The 19461-nt window shown below is 62.7% G+C and carries 18 protein-coding genes; 11 read left to right on the top strand and 7 right to left on the bottom strand.

Annotated elements, in window-relative coordinates; all coding sequences use genetic code 11:
- Window positions 1-78: 78 nt before the first annotated feature.
- The gene (locus tag GRI38_RS06430; protein WP_160682494.1) at window positions 79-657 is read right to left on the bottom strand and encodes a NifU family protein; all 579 of its coding nucleotides are present in this window, start codon (window positions 655-657) and stop codon (window positions 79-81) included.
- 91 nt (window positions 658-748) lie between these two features.
- Here GRI38_RS06430 and GRI38_RS06425 point away from each other — a divergent pair, with 91 nt between their 5' ends.
- From GRI38_RS06425 to GRI38_RS06405, 5 genes are all read left to right on the top strand, one after another.
- Window positions 749-3706 (top strand): M16 family metallopeptidase, encoded by a 2958-nt coding sequence (locus GRI38_RS06425; RefSeq protein ID WP_160682046.1) that lies wholly within the window; start codon window positions 749-751, stop codon window positions 3704-3706.
- Window positions 3707-3812: 106 nt separating this feature from the next.
- Window positions 3813-5186, top strand: coding sequence for a class II 3-deoxy-7-phosphoheptulonate synthase (locus GRI38_RS06420; RefSeq protein ID WP_160682045.1), 1374 nt, complete (start codon window positions 3813-3815; stop codon window positions 5184-5186).
- A 95-nt stretch (window positions 5187-5281) separates the two neighbouring features.
- A complete protein-coding gene (gene egtB / locus GRI38_RS06415; protein ID WP_160682044.1) occupies window positions 5282-6604 on the top strand; it encodes an ergothioneine biosynthesis protein EgtB in 1323 nt (440 codons plus the stop codon).
- A complete protein-coding gene (gene egtD / locus GRI38_RS06410) occupies window positions 6604-7614 on the top strand; it encodes an L-histidine N(alpha)-methyltransferase (protein ID WP_160682043.1) in 1011 nt (336 codons plus the stop codon). The genes egtB and egtD overlap by 1 nt, the downstream gene beginning before the upstream one ends.
- Window positions 7615-7672: 58 nt before the next feature.
- Window positions 7673-8329, top strand: coding sequence for a retropepsin-like aspartic protease family protein (locus GRI38_RS06405; RefSeq protein WP_237487363.1), 657 nt, complete (start codon window positions 7673-7675; stop codon window positions 8327-8329).
- Between the two features lie 112 nt (window positions 8330-8441).
- On the opposite strand, the gene GRI38_RS06400 is transcribed toward GRI38_RS06405, so the two are convergent.
- Window positions 8442-8930, bottom strand: coding sequence for a response regulator (locus GRI38_RS06400; RefSeq protein ID WP_160682041.1), 489 nt, complete (start codon window positions 8928-8930; stop codon window positions 8442-8444).
- 161 nt (window positions 8931-9091) lie between these two features.
- Here GRI38_RS06400 and GRI38_RS06395 point away from each other — a divergent pair, with 161 nt between their 5' ends.
- Both GRI38_RS06395 and trxB read left to right on the top strand, forming a co-directional pair.
- Window positions 9092-9892, top strand: coding sequence for a tyrosine-protein phosphatase (locus GRI38_RS06395; RefSeq protein WP_160682040.1), 801 nt, complete (start codon window positions 9092-9094; stop codon window positions 9890-9892).
- 112 nt (window positions 9893-10004) lie between these two features.
- Window positions 10005-10985: a thioredoxin-disulfide reductase gene (trxB, locus tag GRI38_RS06390; RefSeq protein WP_160682039.1), complete on the top strand. Its 981-nt coding sequence runs from the start codon at window positions 10005-10007 to the stop codon at window positions 10983-10985.
- A gap of 60 nt (window positions 10986-11045) precedes the next feature.
- Here the strand turns inward: trxB and GRI38_RS06385 are convergent, their stop codons facing one another.
- Both GRI38_RS06385 and GRI38_RS06380 read right to left on the bottom strand, forming a co-directional pair.
- A complete protein-coding gene (locus GRI38_RS06385; protein ID WP_160682038.1) occupies window positions 11046-11474 on the bottom strand; it encodes an MAPEG family protein in 429 nt (142 codons plus the stop codon).
- The gene (locus tag GRI38_RS06380) at window positions 11471-11920 is read right to left on the bottom strand and encodes an MAPEG family protein (RefSeq protein WP_160682037.1); all 450 of its coding nucleotides are present in this window, start codon (window positions 11918-11920) and stop codon (window positions 11471-11473) included. The genes GRI38_RS06385 and GRI38_RS06380 overlap by 4 nt, the downstream gene beginning before the upstream one ends.
- 238 nt (window positions 11921-12158) lie before the next feature.
- On the opposite strand from GRI38_RS06380, the gene GRI38_RS06375 reads away from it, so the two are divergent.
- The 3 genes from GRI38_RS06375 to GRI38_RS06365 all read left to right on the top strand — a co-directional run bounded on the left by GRI38_RS06375 (window position 12159) and on the right by GRI38_RS06365 (window position 15963).
- Window positions 12159-13370, top strand: coding sequence for a saccharopine dehydrogenase family protein (locus GRI38_RS06375; protein WP_160682036.1), 1212 nt, complete (start codon window positions 12159-12161; stop codon window positions 13368-13370).
- Complete coding sequence (locus GRI38_RS06370) at window positions 13370-14548, top strand: carboxynorspermidine decarboxylase (RefSeq protein ID WP_160682035.1); 1179 nt, start codon at window positions 13370-13372, stop codon at window positions 14546-14548. The genes GRI38_RS06375 and GRI38_RS06370 overlap by 1 nt, the downstream gene beginning before the upstream one ends.
- 212 nt (window positions 14549-14760) lie before the next feature.
- Window positions 14761-15963, top strand: a complete 1203-nt coding sequence (locus GRI38_RS06365) for a type III PLP-dependent enzyme (RefSeq protein WP_160682493.1) — start codon at window positions 14761-14763, stop codon at window positions 15961-15963.
- A 57-nt stretch (window positions 15964-16020) separates the two neighbouring features.
- Here GRI38_RS06365 and GRI38_RS06360 read toward each other — a convergent pair whose 3' ends face one another.
- Complete coding sequence (locus GRI38_RS06360; protein ID WP_160682034.1) at window positions 16021-16794, bottom strand: hypothetical protein; 774 nt, start codon at window positions 16792-16794, stop codon at window positions 16021-16023.
- A 133-nt stretch (window positions 16795-16927) separates the two neighbouring features.
- Here GRI38_RS06360 and GRI38_RS06355 point away from each other — a divergent pair, with 133 nt between their 5' ends.
- Window positions 16928-17446 (top strand): MgtC/SapB family protein, encoded by a 519-nt coding sequence (locus GRI38_RS06355; RefSeq protein WP_160682033.1) that lies wholly within the window; start codon window positions 16928-16930, stop codon window positions 17444-17446.
- Between the two features lie 6 nt (window positions 17447-17452).
- Here the strand turns inward: GRI38_RS06355 and GRI38_RS06350 are convergent, their stop codons facing one another.
- Together GRI38_RS06350 and hemA are read right to left on the bottom strand one after the other, a co-directional pair.
- A complete protein-coding gene (locus tag GRI38_RS06350) occupies window positions 17453-18148 on the bottom strand; it encodes a nitroreductase (protein WP_160682032.1) in 696 nt (231 codons plus the stop codon).
- Window positions 18149-18224: 76 nt separating this feature from the next.
- Window positions 18225-19445, bottom strand: coding sequence for a 5-aminolevulinate synthase (hemA, locus tag GRI38_RS06345; protein ID WP_160682031.1), 1221 nt, complete (start codon window positions 19443-19445; stop codon window positions 18225-18227).
- Window positions 19446-19461: the final 16 nt, after the last annotated feature.

Here is a 19461-nt window from a genome sequence, read left to right as displayed (position 1 = left end):
GGATCCATCGCTAGAGGGGGACTTGGTGCCCTCGAGGGCGGTTTAGACGACATTGTGGAACGTCGCGGCAAACGGGTGTCAGGCGGCGCGAACCTCGGTCACTTCGGGGATATAGTGCTTCAGAAGCCCCTCGATTCCGTGCTTCAGCGTGGCCGAAGACGAGGGGCAGCCCGAACAAGCGCCCTGCATCGCCAGATAGACGACGCCGTCCTTGTAACCGCGATAGGCGATGTCGCCGCCATCGCCCGCAACGGCCGGGCGCACGCGTTCTTCGAGCAAGTCGTTGATTTGCTCGATGATTTCCTTGTCCGCCGGGTCTTCCTCGATCGCGAGGTCCTCTTCCTGAGGAACCGAGATGCCGGATGCCGTTCCGCCGATGAAGAGCGGTGTTTGCGCGACATAGTGGTCAAGCAGAATGGATAGCACCTGCGGCTTGAGCGCGCTCCAGCTGACGCCGGGCGCTGCCGTTACCGAGATGAAATCATTGCCGAAAAAGACATTCACGACTTCCCCGGTATCGAACAGGGCCTGTGCCAGTGGACTGGCTTCGGCACTTTCGGGCGACGTGAATTCACGCGTTCCCGACGGCATGACCTCGCGGCCGGGAAGAAATTTGAGACTGGCCGGATTGGGGGTGGTTTCAGTTTCGATGAACATGGGCCCGATGTAGGTAAGAGCCGCACAAGTCGCAAGCCGTGGTGCGACATTCACTGGTCCTTCATTGTCCCCGATATTATAACGCTTTCCCATGACCAGACTTTCGCGCGACATTCGTCGCCTCTCGCTCGGGCTGCTGCTCTGTGCCGCCCCCATCGCCCTTCATGCCCAACCGCTTCCGGCCCCCGCAGAGACCGTCGAAGAGGTCCCGGCGCCGCGCTTCGTCCAGAGCGAGAACGAGACGCCCTGGCTGTTCGAGAACAGCGACATTCCCCCCGATCCCGAATGGGTTTTCGGGGAGATGGACAACGGTCTGCGCTATGCGACGCGTCTGAACGGGGTGCCGCCGGGGCAAGTCTCGATCCGCATCCGCATCGACGCCGGTTCGCTCCACGAACGCGACAACGAACTGGGCTACGCGCATTTGATGGAACATCTGCTGTTCCGCGAAAGCGAGTATCTCGGCCCGAACGAAGCGATTGCGACATGGCAGCGTCTCGGAGCGACGTTCGGCAGCGACACGAACGCCGAAACATCGCCGACCCACACCGTGTACAAGCTGGACCTGCCCAACGCCTCCGTCGCAAAGGTCGCCGAGAGCCTGAAGCTCTTGTCGGGTATGATCCGCGAACCGGTCCTCAGCCCCGGAAACGTCGCGGCGGAACTGCCCATCGTTCTTGCCGAGAAGCGCGAACGCGGCGGCACGGCGCAGCGCGTCGGAGAACAGGTGCGCGGAACGCTGTTCGCGGGCCAGCGCTTGGCGAAGCGCTTGCCGATCGGAACGGAAGAAACCTTGCGGGCAGCGACCGCCAACTCTCTCGAGGACTTTCACGACCGCTGGTATCGGCCTGAAAACACCGTCATCTCCGTCGCTGGCGACATCGACCCGATGGTTTCCGCCGCCCTCATCGAGAAATGGTTCGAAGGCTGGGAAGGGAAAGGCGCTGCCGTTCCCGCGCCCGATTTTGGCGATCCGGTAGCGCCTGCCGGCGGTACCGGTGCGAACCCCGTCGGCGAGGTTGCGGTCATCGTCGAACCGGACGTTCCACGCAACTTCACTTATGCGGTCATGCGTCCTTGGCGACCGGTCGTCGACACCATCGTCTATAACGAGGGGCTGATGATGGACGGCCTTGCGCAGGCGCTTATCAACCGCCGTCTCGAGGCCCGTGCGCGTGGCGGAGGAAACTACCTTTATGCGCAGGTCCAGCAGGAAGACGTAAGCCGCAGCACCGATGCGACTTTCGTCAGCTTCGCGCCGCTCGGCGACGATTGGGAAGCAGCACTCGCCGACGTTCGCGGGGTGATTGCCGACGCCCTCGCAACTCCGCCGACGGACGAAGAAATTGCACGCGAAGTGGCAGAGTTCGACATCGGTCTCGCCAGCGCAGTCGAGCAGCAGGAAGTCCAGCCCGGCTCGGCGCTTGCTGACAGCATCGTCACCGCGGTCGATATTCGCGAGACCACGGCGGGGCCGGAAACGATCCTGGCCGTTTTTCGCGGAATGGTCGACGAGGTTACCCCGGAAGCCATCCTCGAACACACACGCGCATTGTTCGACGGCGCCGTAGTGCGCGCGACCTATGTGACACCCGACAGCGCTGATGCGAGCGAAGCGGCGGTCCGGACGGCACTGGCCGCACCGGTCTCCGCCGACGGTTCGGCGCGACTTGCCGCGAGTTCAATCAGCTTTGATGACCTGCCGCCGATCGGCGAACCGGGCGAAGTCGTCGAGCGCCGCCCCACCGGCCTGTTCGACATTGAACAGGTCGCCTTCGATAATGGCGTCAAGGCGCTGCTATGGTCGACCGATGCGGAGCCCGGCCGCGTTTCGGTGAAGGTCCGCTTCGGAAACGGCTTTGAATCCTTCGATGCACAAGACGGCCCCTATATCGGTCTGGGACCGGCGGCCCTTATCGGTTCGGGCATCGGCGAACTGGGGCAGGAAGAAATCGACCGGCTCGCGACGGGCCGCAAGCTGGGCTTCGATCTCGGCGTCGACGACGGCTCCTTCTCCTTCTTCGCGCAAACCCGGCGCGACGATCTGGAGGACCAGTTGTATCTGTTCGCCGCGAAGCTCGCCATGCCGAGCTGGGACTCCAATCCGGTCAATCGGGCGATTGCCGCCTCGCGCCTGTCCTACGAAAGTTTCGAGACGAGCCCCGCGGCGGTATTGGGCCGAGACCTCGAATATTTGCTGCGCGATCGCGATCAGCGCTTCCGCACGCCCGGTCCCGAAACGCTTTCGCAGATGACGGCGGAGGGCTTTCGCGAGACCTGGGCCCCGGTGCTCGAAGAAGGTCCGGTAGAGGTCATCGTCTTCGGCGACTTCGACAGGGAAGCAGCGATCGGTAGTCTCGCCAAGACCTTCGGCGCTCTTGATGCGCGAGAGCCGGCGGCGGATGCCGACCTTACCGCGATCCCGGCTTTCCCTGAGGCGCAGGAGGGACCGCGCATCCTGACGCATCGCGGCGATCCCGACCAGGCGGCCGCGGTCATTGCCTGGCCTACCGGCGGGGGCGTTACCAACTTGCGCGAAGGACGGCAGATCGAGATTCTGACCCAGCTGTTCAACAACCGCCTGCTCGACGCGCTGCGCGAGCGCGTAGGAGCCAGCTACTCGCCCAATGTCGGTGCGACCTGGCCAACCGACGTCGACAGCGGCGGCCGCATCCTCGCTCTTGCGCAATTGCGCCCGGCGGACGTGCCGGTCTTCTTCGACGAGGCGAACGCCATCGCTCAGGACCTCATCGCCAACCCGGTCGAGGCGGACGAGCTGGCGCGTGTGACCGAGCCCCTGCGGCAGGCGATCGAGCGTTCGTCGACCGGCAACCTCTTCTGGCTCTACCAGATCGAGGGTGCGACGGCCGATCCGCGGCTCATCAATCTCGCACGGTCCGTGGGTGTCGACTATTCGCGGACCACGCCCGAGACGATGCAGCAGCTTGCAGCCAAGTATTTCGGCTCGCACGAGGGCTGGCGCCTCGCTGTATTGCCGGAATCGGTCGCGGGCGGGTCGAGCGGCGTCGCGCAGCCCAACGCCCGGTAGTCCGACACGGCAGCTTGCGCGGGGAAAAGATTTACGACCATTGCGCCGCGCGGGCCTGTGCTATGCTGGCGCAACTTGATACTCGCAACCAAGGGACGGAACTTACGTGTCGCAGAGCTGGAAGAGAGATAGCTGGCAATCCTTCGAAGCACGGCACCTGCCGGCTTACGAGGACGAAGCTGCCTTGCAGGACGCTACGCGGACACTGAAAAGCTATCCGCCGCTCGTGTTCGCCGGCGAAGCGCGTGCGCTGAAGGCCGATCTCGCGCAGGTCGCGCGAGGCGAAGCATTCCTGCTGCAAGGCGGCGACTGTGCCGAAAGTTTCGCTGAGTTCCACCCCAACAACATTCGCGACACGTTTCGCGTCATCCTTCAGATGGCCGTCGTCCTGACTTTCGCAAGCAAGCAGTCGGTCGTGAAGGTCGGGCGCATGGCGGGACAGTTCGCCAAGCCGCGCAGTTCCCCCACGGAGACGAAAGACGGTATCACGCTGCCGAGCTATCTCGGCGACAATGTGAACGGGATCGAATTCGACGCGAAGGAGCGAGCGAACGATCCGGCGCGCATGGTCCGTGCCTATTCGCAGGCTGCGGCGACGCTCAACCTGCTGCGTGCCTTTGCGGGGGGCGGCTACGCCAATCTGCGACAAGTTCATCAGTGGACGCTGGACTTCATGGGACGCTCGCCCTGGGCTGCCAAGTTCGCCGAAACCGCAGACCGGATCGGCGAGGCTCTGGACTTCATGGAGGCGTGTGGGATCGATCCTGCGACCGTGCCGCAGCTTCAGGGAACGAGCTTCTATACGAGCCATGAAGCATTGCTGCTGCCTTATGAGGAAGCCATGACGCGGCAGGATTCCCTGACCGGCGACTGGTACGACACGAGCGCGCACATGGTCTGGATCGGCGACCGGACGCGCTTCGACGGCAGCGCTCATGTCGAATTCGCGCGCGGCATCGGTAATCCGCTCGGGATGAAATGCGGCCCGAGCCTCGAGCCGGACGCACTGTTGCGCCTGCTCGATACGCTCAATCCGAAGCGGGAGGAGGGGCGGATCACGCTGATCAGCCGCTTCGGTCACGAAGGCGTGGAAGCCGGGCTGCCGCGCCTTATCCGGGCCGTCCAGCGCGAGGGGCATCCGGTCGTCTGGTCGTGCGATCCGATGCACGGCAACGTCGTGAAGTCGGAAAGCGGCTACAAGACACGGCCCTTCGATCGCATCCTTTCTGAAGCCAAGAGTTTCTTCGCCGTCCATCACGCGGAAGGCTCGCATCCCGGCGGCATCCATATCGAGATGACCGGCCAGGACGTGACCGAATGTGTCGGCGGTGCGGTCGCGATCACCGACGATGCGCTTGGCGATCGCTATCACACGCATTGCGACCCGCGCCTCAACGCGGCGCAATCCCTCGAATTGGCGTTCCTGATGGCGGATATGCTCAACGCGCAAGGACGCGAGAAGCAAACCGAAGCCGCCTGAGCTGACGCCGGTTTTCGTCGTTTCCAAATCGCGGCTTCAAAAAGTTAGGCCGGTAATGCTTTCAAACGGCTGAGCTTTCGGGCAACGTCGCGGGAATGAGCACGAAAGCTGAAACTGTCGTAGCTTCCCCGCGGGCCGATGCGCCGGGCTGGGTTAGCGGAAGTCTCTCCGACCGCTTCCGGGCCATGCGAAGCCTGACTGAGGCCTTGGCGGCCCCGCTTTCGGATGCCGATGCCACCTTGCAATCGATGGAAGACGCCTCGCCTACGAAATGGCATCTGGCGCATACGACGTGGTTCTGGGAAACCTTCCTGCTCCGCGACAACACGAGCGACCATCACGCCTATCACGAGGACTGGGCGTTCCTCTTCAATTCCTATTACGAAGCCGAAGGAGAGCGAATCGACCGGTTCGCGCGGGGAATGCTGTCGCGCCCGACGCTGGACGAAATCCTCGCCTATCGCCGCCATGGGACCGACGCGATGGGCGAACTTTGCGACCGCGAGGAACTCGCGCCGCTTATCGAACTTGGTATCGCTCACGAGCAGCAGCATCAGGAACTCCTGCTGACCGACATCAAACACGCGCTGTTCCAGAACCCGCTTGGTCCTGCGATGTGGGATCGAAGCGAAGCGGCGAAAGCCCAACCTGGCGAACCGAAGTCGCGTGGCTGGTACGAACATCTCGGCGGCATCGCATTGCTCGGCCATGATGGCGACGGCTTTGCCTACGACAACGAAGGGCCGCGCCATCGCACGATCCTCGAACCTTTCGCTCTCTCGAAAACGCTCGTGACGAATGGCGAATGGGCGGAATTCATTGCCGACGGCGGTTATGAGAGCGTCGGTTTGTGGCTGTCCGACGGTTGGGCTTGGGTGAAGGAGTATGGCATCGAAGCGCCGCTCTACTGGCGCGATGACGAGCAGTTCACGCTCGCCGGGTGGGAAGCCCGCGATCCGGCAGCCCCGGTCACGCATATCTCCTATTTCGAGGCAGATGCCTTCGCCACATGGGCGGGACATCGACTGCCGAGCGAAGCGGAATGGGAAGCAATTGCTCGTGGCCAGCGGCCTGAAGAAGAGCGCTTGGCACATGATCCGATGGCGGGGAACCAGTTGGACGTTCCGGCTTCCGATCCGTCCTGGCAAATTCCGCACCCGCGGGTAGAAGCGCAGGGAGACGGGCTGTTCGGTAATTGCTGGCAGTTCACGGGGTCCGCCTATCTTCCCTATCCCCGCTTCAGGATCGCCGACGGAGCGATCGGGGAATATAACGGCAAATTTATGAGCGGGCAGAACGTCCTGCGCGGGGCGAGCTGTGCGACCGCGCGTGGACATTCGCGACCCTCCTACCGGAACTTCTTCTACCCCCATCAGCGTTGGCAGTTCACCGGCCTGCGCCTCGCGAAAGACTTGTAATGAGCACGATACAGACCATGCAGATCGTCGATCAGGACGAGAACGGCGTTGATCGTGCCTTTCGCCGCGACGTCCTCGACGGGCTGTCGCAGCCGCAAAAGGCGATACCTGCCCGGTGGCTCTACGACGATGCGGGCTCGCAATTGTTCGAGGATATCACGCAGGTCCGCGAATATTATCCGACCCGTGCCGAGACCGAGATACTGGAGCGCTATGGCGCGGAGTTTCGCGACACGATCGGGACGGGCCGGGCCGTCGTCGAATTCGGCTCGGGCAGTTCGGTTAAGACCCCGCTCCTGCTCGAAGCGATCGATCCGGCAGCTTATGTTCCGCTCGACATATCCGGCGATTTCCTGCGGGCGGCGGCCGCAGATTTGCAGCAGCGCTTTCCCGATCTTCCGGTGCATCCCGTCGAAGCGGATTTCATGCGGGAGGTCGACTTGCCCGGTGCGGTTCGCGATCTTCCGAAACTCGGCTTCTTTCCCGGTTCGACGATCGGCAACATGGTTCCGCGCACCGCGACCGATCTGCTGCGCTCGATGCGGCAGACGATGCTCGACGGGGCGGAAGCGAGCGGTGAGAACAAGCCGTTGCTCCTGATCGGTATGGATCTGATCAAAGATATCGAGACGCTCGAAGCAGCCTATGACGACAAAGAGGGCGTAACGGCGCAGTTCAACCTCAATCTGGCGCGGCGCATCAATCGCGAACTAGGCGGAACCATTCCGGTCGAACAGATGCGCCATGAAGCGCGCTGGAATGACGGTCTTGCGAGGGTAGAGATGCACCTTGTTGCCGAGAAGCCGCTGGATTTCAGCGTCGCAGGGCGAGACTTCTCGATGGACAAGGGCGAGACCATCCATACCGAGAACAGCCACAAGTTCACCGATCGCAGCAGCAACCTGCTCCTCCTCGCCGGGGGGTGGACGCCCACGCGGCGATGGCTCGACGAAGCCGGCAGGTTCTCGCTGATCCTGGCGGAGGCGGCGGTCCCGCGTAACGCCCCGTGACGATGGACGGTCGTTCATCGTCGGTTGCCGCCGCCCATGCTAAGACGCGAACATGCAAATGAGCGAATTCTTCGACGATCTCAGTGAATCCGTCGCTTCCGTACCGCAAGGCGAACTGCTCGCCGTGACGGTTCTCGCAATCCTTATCGGCTGGATCGGCACGATGATGGTCCGTCGCCGGGTCGCGCTGGGGCGGTTGGTGTCGACCGCGAGCACGCTTATTCTCGGCATCGTGCTGGTGGTCGTAGTGCTGCAGTTGTCGCATATCGATCCGCGTTTCGCGATGGCGGTGGGCGGCTCGGAGCAGACGGTGGAAGGCGGGGAAACGCGCGTTTCCTTGAGCAATGACGGGCATTTCTGGCTCGAAGCCTCGATAAACGGCGAGCCAGCGGCGTTCCTCGTGGATACAGGGGCGACGCTGACGGCAATTTCGCAGGAAACGGCGGATCGGGCGGGTCTGGAAGGTCGGAGCGGAATCGGGACGATCAGGCTGGAGACGGCGAACGGTCCGATCGCTGCGAGCCTTACCGAAGTAGAAGAACTAAGCTTCGGAAATATCAGTGCAAATAATGTCGATGCGGTCATTGCCCCCAACCTCGGGCGGACCAATGTCATCGGCATGAACGTCCTGTCGCGCCTTGCAAGCTGGCGGGTCGAAGGTGACACCATGATCCTCGTCCCCGAAGCAGGAGATCGCGATAACTCGTTGGAATAAAGGCTAAATCCCCAGCGATCGCACCGCGATTATCCCGTTCTTCCAGATTGATGCCTAACTGCACCTCAACGATGTCGAGCCCGGAGTTGGCGTAGCTTAGACCGGGAAGACTTCAGGCGAAGGAGGGCAGCGCAGCGACTTGCGTTTGCGACACCGCAAATCGTCCCTTGGCCACCGGCTTTACTGCCATGCTTTCCGTCAGCCATCCCCGCAAGCTTTGCCGCCTTTCCGTAGCGAGCTGCGTATCGAGCACCTCAGCCACGACCCGGCGAAGGGCGTTGCGGGCAAAGGGCTTGCCGATCTCGCCAGCGATGCCCTTGCCGAAGGATGCACCCTGTCCGGCAAGTACCGGACTCGTCATCAGGATGACCGGTACCTCGCTTCCTCCCGGCATCGCGCGCAGGCGCTCGACGAAGCGCGCCGCGCCATCCTTTGGCAGTCCGGCATCGAGCAGGATGCAGCCGGGCCGGTTCAGTTCGACGAGGCGCAGCGCAGCTTCGCCGCAAGGAACGACGCCGCAGATATGACCTGCCTGTTCCAGCATGTCCGCGGCGAGGTCTCCTGCCAGATCGTCCGCATCCACTATCAGTATCCGTGCCATTCTTCGATGTCCTTTCGCCGTCCGTCGCTGCGAGAAGAAAAGTAGGCCAAAACGGTTCAAGCGAGAGTATCGCAGGGCATAGGGACAATTACCTATTGCCTCGCCTTCCAACCCCTGCGCCGCTCTTGTAAGCCGCGGACCATCCTGCCAAGCCGCCACCCATGGCCGACAGTTTCTCCCGACATTCCGAGTCTCGCGTCCTTCCCCTTTCGGGCGTTCACAATTTCCGCGACTATGGCGGCTATGCGACGAAGGACGGGGGGCGGGTGAAGACCGGGCTCCTCTATCGCTCGGGCCAGCATGGCGAGGCGAGCGAGCAGGACTTGCAGGCGATCGACGCCCTCGCGCTCGCCCATGTGGTCGATCTGCGCGGAGAGGGGGAGCGTCAGCGCGCCCCCTGCCGCCGGGGGCCGGGCTTCGCTGCACAAGTTCACGTTTACGAGGGCGAGACGGCTGCCCTGGCACCGCATGAAGAGGCGGCGGGCGGCGTCCTCGACGAAGCGGGCGCCCATCGCGCAATGACGAAGCTTTATTCGAGATTGCCCGAACGCCGACCGCTACTCACCATGCTACGTCGCTATTTCGACGTGCTGGCGAGCGGTGAGGGGGCGAGCCTCGTCCATTGCCACGCGGGCAAGGACCGGACCGGCATGGCGGTGGATTTCCTGCACCATGCGCTCGGCGTCCATCCCGACGATGCGATGGAGGACTTTCTCCTGACCAATTCCGCCGGCAACATCGATGCGCGGCTCGAAGCGGGCAGGCGCGCACTCAGCGCCCGGTGGGGCTACATCGACGATGCGACGATCCGCGTTCTGATGGGCGTCGATGCGCGGTATCTCGAAGCATCGCGCAAGGCGGTGACGGAGCGCTATGGCTCGATCGATGCCTTTCTCGAGCAGGAACTCGGCGTCGACGATGCAAAGCGCGATGCGCTGCGATTGCATCTGGTGGAAACGTGACGACATCGGGTGACGCAAGCGGCAGTCTCCGATAGGCTGCCACCGCACTTCGCAAGCGGGCGATTCCCCCGTTTCGCGAGCATATTCGTTCAATCACGACTGAAGAAGATCAATGGCTACCCATCGCACCAAGATGCTCATCATCGGTTCCGGTCCCGCCGGTTACTCCGCCGCGATCTACGGCGCGCGCGCCGCGCTCGAACCGATCGTCGTTCAGGGTCTGCAACCCGGCGGCCAGCTTACCATCACGACCGATGTCGAGAACTATCCCGGCTTTCGCGACGTCATTCAGGGGCCGTGGCTGATGGAAGAGATGAAGGCGCAGGCCGAGCATGTCGGCACGCGCATGATGTGGGACACGATTACCGAAGTCGATGTCGCAGGCGGCGGTCCCTTCCGCGCGGTGGGCGATAGCGGCGACGAATATATCGGCGACTGCCTCGTCATCGCAACCGGCGCGCAGGCGAAATGGCTCGGTGTTCCCGGCGAGCAGGAACTTGGCGGGAAGGGCGTGTCGGCCTGCGCAACCTGCGACGGCTTCTTCTATCGCGGCAAGAAGGTCGCGGTCATCGGCGGCGGCAATACCGCGGTCGAAGAGGCGCTTTACCTCACCAATCATTCGGATGACGTGACCCTGATCCACCGCCGCGACGAATTGCGCGCCGAGAAGATCTTGCAGGAACGCCTGCTCAAATCGGACAAGATCACGCCAATGTGGAACCAGACGGTCGAGCGATTCGTCGCAGGCGAGAACGGCGCGCTCGATCACCTCGAACTGCGCGATACGGAGACCGGCGAAACCTCGACGCTGAAGGTGGACGGAGCCTTTGTCGCGATCGGCCATGCCCCGGCGACCGAACTGTTCAAGGGCAAGCTGCCGATGGACGACAGCGGTTATCTGCTGGTCGAACCGGGTACGCCGAAGACCTCGATCCCCGGCGTATTCGCCTGTGGCGACGTCATGGACCATACCTATCGTCAGGCGGTGACGGCGGCCGGAACGGGCTGCATGGCGGCGCTGGACGCGGAACGCTATCTCGCCACGATCGAGTTCGCGCGCGACGAATTGCCGACCGCCGAAGCTGCCGAATAGGTCCGGCTGCGAACCCGCCGCGCCTTTTAAAGGGGCGGCGGTACGCGCTTCTGGTGCAGGCTAGAAGATCGCCAATGCGGCGCGGACGATCAGCACGATCAACACAAGGCTCGATACCGCGAACAGGACGAAGCGGACCATGACCTTGTTCGCCGTCACCTGAACGATCGAGTGCATCACCCTGATGCCCATGTAGATCCAGGCGAGCAGCGCATTCATGCCATCGCCTGCGCCGATCAGCGCCAGGACGATGCACACGGCGTAGAACACCGTCGGCTGCTCGTGCAGGTGATTGTAGTTATGCGCCTTCCACTGCACCTCTGCCGGTAATTGCCGGTCGAGCGAGGCGTCGGGATCGCGGACGATCGTGTCCGGATCGACCTTGAGACGGCTCATCGCGGGTATCCGCGTGGCATACATCCACGCCCACATGACCATCGTCCAGATGAATAGCGCGACGACGGGTTGCAGGATTTGTGCTTCAATCATGCGAGAACTCCGGGGTCGTGGAACAGCGTGGCATAGGCCGCGCGCAGGGCCAGCACGAACAGCGCCAGCGTGGAAATCATAAAGAGGAGGAAGCGCAGGGGTATCGTGTTGACGAGGATCTGCCACAGCGAGTGGATTATGCGGACCGCGACGTAGATCCAGGCAAGCAGCACGTCGATCGCCGCCGCTCCCATGATGGCGAGGATGAGGACGCTCGCGTAGAACAGCGTCGGCTGTTCCATGAGATGCGCATAATTGTGGGACGGCCAGTTGATCCTGTCCGGCAGCACGCCTTCCAGATCCTGTCCGCGGCCGCCCGGCTTCGCCTTGCCGAGGCCGCCTCCCGCCTGCTTCATCGCAGGCAGGCGCTTGCCCGCCATCCAGAACAGGACGATGAGCGACCACACGATAAGCACTGCGGCGGGTGCGAGTATCTGAGCCTGCATGATGTTCGTGCCTCCCCTTTTGGCCTTTGCCTCCGGCCCCTGTGCCGGTCGCGCCTGAATGCCGGGCGAGGGGGCGGCTTGTCAATCGAAGCAGTGAGGCGGCGCGTTGGTTGTGCCCGCTTCGCTCGGATCGTTTTACGCCGCCCGAACATTCGATTAGGGAGGCGCGCATGAGGACGATGCGCGGACCGGAAACGGCGCACGCAGCGTCGCGACACGATCTGGAGACTGACACGGCATGGCAAGAGTACTGGTAATCGGCGCGGGCGGGGTAAGCTCGGTCTGCGTTCACAAGATGGCGTTCAACAAGGACATCTTCACGGACATTCGCCTGGCGAGCCGGACGCTGTCAAAATGCGATGCGATCGCGGCGAGCGTGAAGGACCGCGCCGGGGTCGAGATCAGGACCTACGAGATCGACGCTGAGGAAGTCCCGGCGATGGTGAACCTCATTCGCAAGGTGCAGCCGGCGCTCGTCGTCAATCTGGCGCTACCCTATCAGGATTTGCCGATCATGGATGCCTGTCTCGAGGCGGGGGTCGATTACCTCGATACCGCCAATTACGAGCCGAAGGACGAGGCGAAGTTCGAGTACAAGTGGCAATGGGCCTATCACGACCGCTTCAAGGAGGCAGGGCTGATGGCGCTGCTCGGCAGCGGGTTCGATCCGGGCGTCACCAGCGTCTTCACCATGTGGCTGAAGAAGCACAAACTGAAGACGATCCGCCAGCTCGACATTCTCGATTGCAATGGCGGCGATCACGGGCAGGCGTTCGCGACGAACTTTAATCCGGAAATCAATATTCGCGAAGTGACCGCCCCGGCGCGCCACTGGGAAAACGGGGAATGGGTGGAGACCCCGGCGATGCAGGTGCGCACCGCCTTCGACTTCGAGGAAGTGGGAACGCGCAACGCCTATCTCATGTATCACGAGGAGCTAGAAAGCCTCGCCAAGTTCGTCCCCGAACTGGAACGCGCGCGGTTCTGGATGACGTTCGGCGACGAATACATCAAGCATCTCACCGTGCTTCAGAACGTCGGGATGACGGGCATCGAGCCGATCAAGTATCAGGGCCGCGACATCATCCCGCTGCAATTCCTCGCCGCGGTGCTCCCCAAGCCCGAAACGCTGGGCGAGACGACCAAGGGCAAGACCAATATCGGCGTCATCGCGACCGGCGAGGCGCTCGACGGTTCGGGTGAGAAGACCTTCTACATCAACAATATCTGCGACCACGAGGAAGCCTATCGCGAGACCGGCAACCAGGCGGTCAGCTACACGACGGGCGTTCCGGCGATGATCGGCAGCGCGATGGTGGTCGAGGGCAAGTGGCAGGGCGAGGGCGTCTTCAACATGGAAGAGTTCGATCCCGACCCCTTTATGGCGATGCTGAACGAGCACGGCTTGCCGTGGGACGTGAAGGAACTGGACGGCCCGGTCGACTTCTGATGGAAACGAGAGCCGGCGATCCGGGCGCCTTCGCCCATTTCGACCCCACGCGCGTCGACAGCCCGTCCTTCGTCGTCGATGCGGCGAAGCTGCGGGAGAATTGCCGCATCCTTGCCGAAATCCGGGACGCGGCCGAGATCAGGATGCTCTCGGCGCTGAAAGCCTTCAGCATGTGGTCCGCGGCGCCCATCATCGGGGAATATCTCGACGGCACCTGCACCAGCGGGCTGTGGGAAGCCCGGCTCGCTTCCGAGTTCTACGACGGCGAGATCAGTACCTATTGCGCGGCCTACAAGCCGGAGGACCTCGAGGAGATCTGCCGGCTGTCGGACCACGTGATCTTCAATTCTCCGGGGCAGATGAGCCGCGCCGCCCTCATCCTCGACCATGCGCGGAGCAGCGGTCAGACCTTCGATGTCGGCCTGCGCCTCAACCCGCAGGTGCCGACCGGCGAAGTGCCGCGCTACGATCCGTCCTCGCCCGGCAGCCGCCTCGGCTTTCCCATCGACCAGCTGACCGAAGAACACATGGAGGGGGTCGACGGCATCCACTTCCACAATCTGTGCGAGCAGGATTTCGAGCCTCTGAAGGCAACCTGGGACAAGGTCTTCGACGCGATCGAACCGTGGTTCGGCCAGATCAAATGGATCAATATGGGCGGCGGGCATCACATCACCCGCGCCGATTACCAGCGCGAGGAACTGGTCGAGTTCCTGAGGGACGCGAAGGACGACACCGGCGCGGAAATCTATCTCGAGCCGGGCGAGGCGGTGGCGCTCGATGCGGGCATCCTCGTCGGGACGATCCTCGATACCGGGTTCAACGAAGTACCCGTCGCCATCACCGACATCTCTGCCACTTGCCACATGCCCGATGTGATCGAAGCACCCTATCGCCCGGCGATGCTGGGCGAAGCGACGGGCGAGGACGTTCCCGCCGTAAGGCTCGGCGGGCCATCGTGCCTCGCGGGCGATGTCATCGGCGACTACCGGATCGTCGGCGGGGCGGAGGTCGGCAAGCCGATCGCCTTTCTCGATCAGGCGCATTACTCCATGGTCAAGACCAACACGTTCAACGGCGTCCCGCTGCCTTCGATCTGGCTGTGGGACAGCGAAACCGACACGCTCGAACAGGTGCGCTCCTTCGGTTACGAGGATTTTCGCAACCGCCTGAGTTGAGGCGCACGAGGCCGCATCGTTCAGGGCTGCGTCAGCGCATCCGCGCTATTGCCCGATTGGCCGCATAATTCGGACACGGAGCCACGAATATCCGTTGCGAATCCGTGACGAAAGATTATATGCGCGCTTCCGCTGACGAGCCCCTGCACAACAGGGGACTTCCCAATGCTCGCCGGCTTGAACAAACTTCGATGTTTAGGGGGTCCCTTGAGTTGCACCATTTTCCCGACGCCACGGCTGTAGTCCGCGCCCTCGCGCCCGACGAACCGGTCATTCTCAACCGTCCGCACGCAGCTCGCCGTGCGGCGCGGTTCTTCGTCGAGAAGTTTCCCGGAAAGTCGCTCTATGCGGTGAAGGCCAATCCTTCGCCTGATCTCCTGCGCGTTCTCTGGGATGCGGGCGTCACGCATTACGACGTCGCCTCGATCGCAGAGGTGCGCTTGGTCGCCTCCACCCTGCCGGAGGCGAAGCTGTGCTTCATGCACCCGGTCAAGACGCCGCGCGCAATTTCCGAGGCCTATCACGAGCATGGCTGCCGCACCTTCAGCCTCGATACGGTCGAGGAACTGAACAAGATCGTCGAGGCTTGCCGTGATGCTGACGGAAAACCGGCAACGGACCTGCGGCTGTGTATCCGCCTGCGCGTATCGAGCGAATATTCGGAACTGTCGCTGGCGAGCAAGTTCGGCTGCGACCTGACCGAAGCGCCTGCACTCTTGCAGGAAGCGCGGCAGCATTGCGACTGGCTCGGCCTGTGCTTCCACGTGGGCAGTCAGGCAATGACGCCCTTCGCCTATGTCCAAGCGCTGGAGCGGGTGCGCGTCGCCATCGCCGAAGCGGGTGTCGTTATCGACATGGTCGATGTCGGCGGTGGGTTCCCCTCGGTCTATCCGGGTATGGAGCCGCCGCCGCTGGAAGACTATTTCGCGATCATCCACAAGCAGTTCTATTCGCTGCCCATCGCCTACAATGCCGAATTGTGGTGCGAGCCGGGCCGCGCGCTGTGCGCGGAGTATTCGTCGATCGTGGTGCGCGTCGAAAAACGCCGCGGTGACGAGCTCTACATCAATGACGGAGCCTATGGTGCGTTGTTCGATGCCGCGCATATCGGCTGGAACTTCCCGGTGCGTGCGCTGGAGGACGATCTCATCAAGCCGGAGATGGACTTCGCCTTCTACGGTCCCACCTGCGACGATGCGGATTACATGAAGGGTCCGTTTCCCTTGCCGGAGGACATCCAGGCAGGCGACTATATCGAGATCGGGATGCTTGGAGCCTATGGCGCGGCGATGAAGACCGACTTCAACGGGTTCGGCGCGGCCGAGCGGATCGTGGTCGAAGACGAGCCGATGGCGAGCCTCTACGACGGCAGCCGCAAGCGCGAGGAAGCCGATAACGTGGTCAGCCTTCGCTAAATCGAATGTGGAGGGGCGGTCCTGGTGGCCGCCCCTTTCTTCTCGCTACGCTGACTTCTAGCCGTATTGCCTGCGATGGCGGTCGAGCAGCGGTTTGACGCGCCCGAGCGCCGCCCCGATCCGGTCCGCGAATTCCGGCGGATCGAGCGTCAGGACCGCATCATGCGCCGTCACCAGATGCCGCGCCTCGCTCCATGCGATGCCGAGTTCGATCGCCCATTCGCGAAATTCGTCCGCTGCGCCGGCGCGTTTCTCCAGCGCGCGGGCAAGGCTTGGATGAAAGTCGAACCGGCCTGCAATCGGCAGGAGCGACAGGGGAAAGCCTGCATCGAGGAAGGAAAGCGTGTCGTCGACATGGATCGTGCGGCTGCCCTTGTGATAGGCGAGGATCGAGGAAAAATGAATGTGCCGCCCTTCGCAAACGAGCGGGACGCCCTGCGGTACTGAAAAGGCGAAATCCTCCCCGAACCGCTCGTTTATCGCCCCTTCCTCGCAAGTATCCTCGACCCAGGGGAGGTGCGGTAGCTTTTCGTGATGGCGCGCCGTCCCATACAGGTCCGCGTGCGGATAGGCTTCGTGCATCCACTCGCAATGCAGCGTGTGGAATGGATGCAGGTTCACGATCGCGGCAAGCTTTTCGCCGCCTTTCGTCAGGCGGTCCACCTCTGCATGAATATCGGGCGGCAGGGTGTAACTGTCGAGCATGACGAAGCGGTCGTCGGATAATGCAGCGAGGCTGCAATGCGTGCCGAAATCGACGAGCCCCGCGACCTTCATCTCTCCGCGGATCGACCAGAAGCCGTCCGCTATCTCGATCATCCGTTCGGTCATTTGATCCATTCCTCCGCATAACTGTTCACTTGTCCAACCGCCGAGAGCGGCAGACTTTCCCGCGAGCTGCTGCGATTTGAGAGCGCGTCAGGGTTGGGATGGAAACGGAAGCCTGGTATGACGTTTTTGTGACATGGACCTGTCGAGTTTTTCACCGCAACACATACTCTGGGGCGAAGCGATCGTTCGCATCGCTTTTGCCGTTGTCCTGCCGCTGATGATCGGGCTGGAGCGGTTCCTGCGCAAGAAGCCGATCGACTTTCGGCCCTTCGTCGTGATTTCGGTCGCCGCCTGCGGCCTGTCCATGGCGGCGATGGAACTGGCGCTGACCAGCTTCGACGATCAGATCCGCATCGACCCGACGCGCGTGTTCGAAGGCGTCATCACCGGCATCGGTTTTCTCGGGGCCGGGGCCATCTTTCGGCACGACAATTACGTGATGGGGGCAGGGTCCGCCTCGGCCATCTGGGCGGCAGGAGCCATCGGCCTGATGTGCGGGCTGGGGATGCTCTGGCTTTCGATCCTCATCACCGTACCCGTGCTGCTCGTCTTGATCGTCAGCGCGCCCTTCGTCGAGCGCTACGATCCGGCAAGCGAGACGCTGACCGATGCCAACTCCGACACGGCGCCGCTCGATACCGCAGCCGACTGACCGGCGTCAGTCTTCGAAGCCGACGAAACGCACCGCCTCCTCGACGCTTTTGCGGTTGGTATAGACGGCGTTGGCGGCGAAGTCGTCGTCCGGAAAGCCCATGGCGACGCAGATCATGATGACCTGATTGTCCGCGATGCCGGCATGTTCGCGCACGACCGGCGACTGCATGATCCCCTGGCTATTGATGACGCAGCCGAGACCGCGCGACCACGCTGCGTTGATCAGCGCGTTGGTAACGGCTCCGCAATCGAAGGGGGCGATGTCGCTGCCGAGCAATTCCCTGTCATAGGTGACGATGATGCTGACGGGCGCGTCGAACTGGCGAAAGCCGCGCAGCACCCAGTCCTGCCGCCCTTCCTTGTCATCGCGCTCGATGCCCATCGCGCCGAACAACTGCTTGGCGACGTCGACCTGCCGCGTGCGGTGATCGAGATGCTGCCCGTCATGCTTGCGAAATTCGCGGCTGTCGGGCTTTCCGGCGAGAATGCCCTCGGTATTGCCCTTGCGGATGTTGTCGAGGGCATCGCCGGTGACGACCGTGAAGTTCCAGCACTGGTTGTTGAAGGACGAGGGCGCGCGAAGGGCGAGGGCGATGACTTCCTCGATCAGGTCGCGCGGGACTGGCCTGTCGAGAAACCCGCGAATGGACCGGCGCCCGGTCACGATTTCGTCGTAGGTCTGTTCCGGATTGCCGCTCATCTGTCTTCCCCCGTCTGCATCGTTCGCTCGGGGCAGTAGCGCACGGACGTGCGATGTCCAGCGGTCGCGAGGGCCGTCAGGCGGCTTTCGACAATTCCATGTCGAGCCGTTCCCAGATCTCGACCAGCGCGTCGCCCAGTTCTTCCATCATCGGCTGGGTATGGGCCGGGCCGGGCGTAAAGCGCAGCCGTTCGGTTCCGCGCGGAACGGTCGGGAAATTGATCGGCTGGACGTAGACGCCGTATTCGGCGAGCAGGATGTCCGAGATCTTCTTCGCCCGCACCGGATCACCTACCATCAGCGGAACGATATGCGTCGTCGACGGCATCACCGGGAGACCGCGTTCGGCGAAGATCGCCTTGAGCATCGCTGCATTCATCTGCTGCGCGTCGCGCTCTTCGCTGCTTTCCTTGAGGTGGCGGACCGCCGCGAGAACACCTGCTGCGAGGACCGGCGAGAGCGAGGTCGTAAAGATGAAACCGGGCGCGTAGGAGCGGATGCAGTCGATGACCTTGCGGTCGGCCGCGATATAGCCGCCCATGACGCCGAACGCCTTGCCGAGCGTGCCTTCTATGATGTCGATCCGGTCGGCCGCGCCGTCCCGCTCGGTAATGCCGCCACCGCGCTTGCCGTACATGCCGACGGCGTGAACCTCGTCGATATAGGTCAGCGCGTTGTATTTCTCGGCAAGGTCGCAAATCTCATGAATCGGGGCGACGTCGCCGTCCATCGAATAGACGCTTTCGAAGGCGATGACCTTGGGCGCGTCGATGTCTTCGGCGGCCAGCAGTTCCTCGAGATGTGCCAGGTCGTTGTGGCGGAAGACCCGCTTTTCGCACCCGGCGTTACGGATGCCCGCAATCATGCTGGCGTGGTTCAGTTCGTCCGAAAAGATGATGCAGCCGGGCAGCAGCTTGGCAAGCGTCGAGAGTGTCGCGTCGTTCGAGACATAGCCGCTGGTGAAAAGCAGTGCGCCTTCCTTGCCGTGCAGGTCGGCCAGCTCGCGCTCGAGTTCGATGTGGTAATGCGTGTTGCCGCCGATATTGCGAGTTCCGCCGGAACCTGCGCCGACATCGTGCAGCGCCTCTTCCATCGCGCCGACGACCTTGGGATGCTGCCCCATTGCGAGATAGTCGTTCGAACACCAGACCGTGATCGGCTTGGGACCGTTGTGGCCATGAAAGCAGCGCGCATTGGGATAGGCGCCCTTGTTCCGCAGGATGTCGATGAACACGCGATAGCGACCCTCGGCGTGCAACCGGTCGATCGCCTTGTCGAAGATCTGGTCGTAATTCATCGTCTAGCCGTAAGTG

It is taken from the genome of Parapontixanthobacter aurantiacus, assembly GCF_009827635.1.
In the GTDB taxonomy this organism is placed as follows: Bacteria; Pseudomonadota; Alphaproteobacteria; order Sphingomonadales; family Sphingomonadaceae; genus Parapontixanthobacter; species Parapontixanthobacter aurantiacus.
This window is presented reverse-complemented; position numbering and strand designations above follow the sequence as displayed.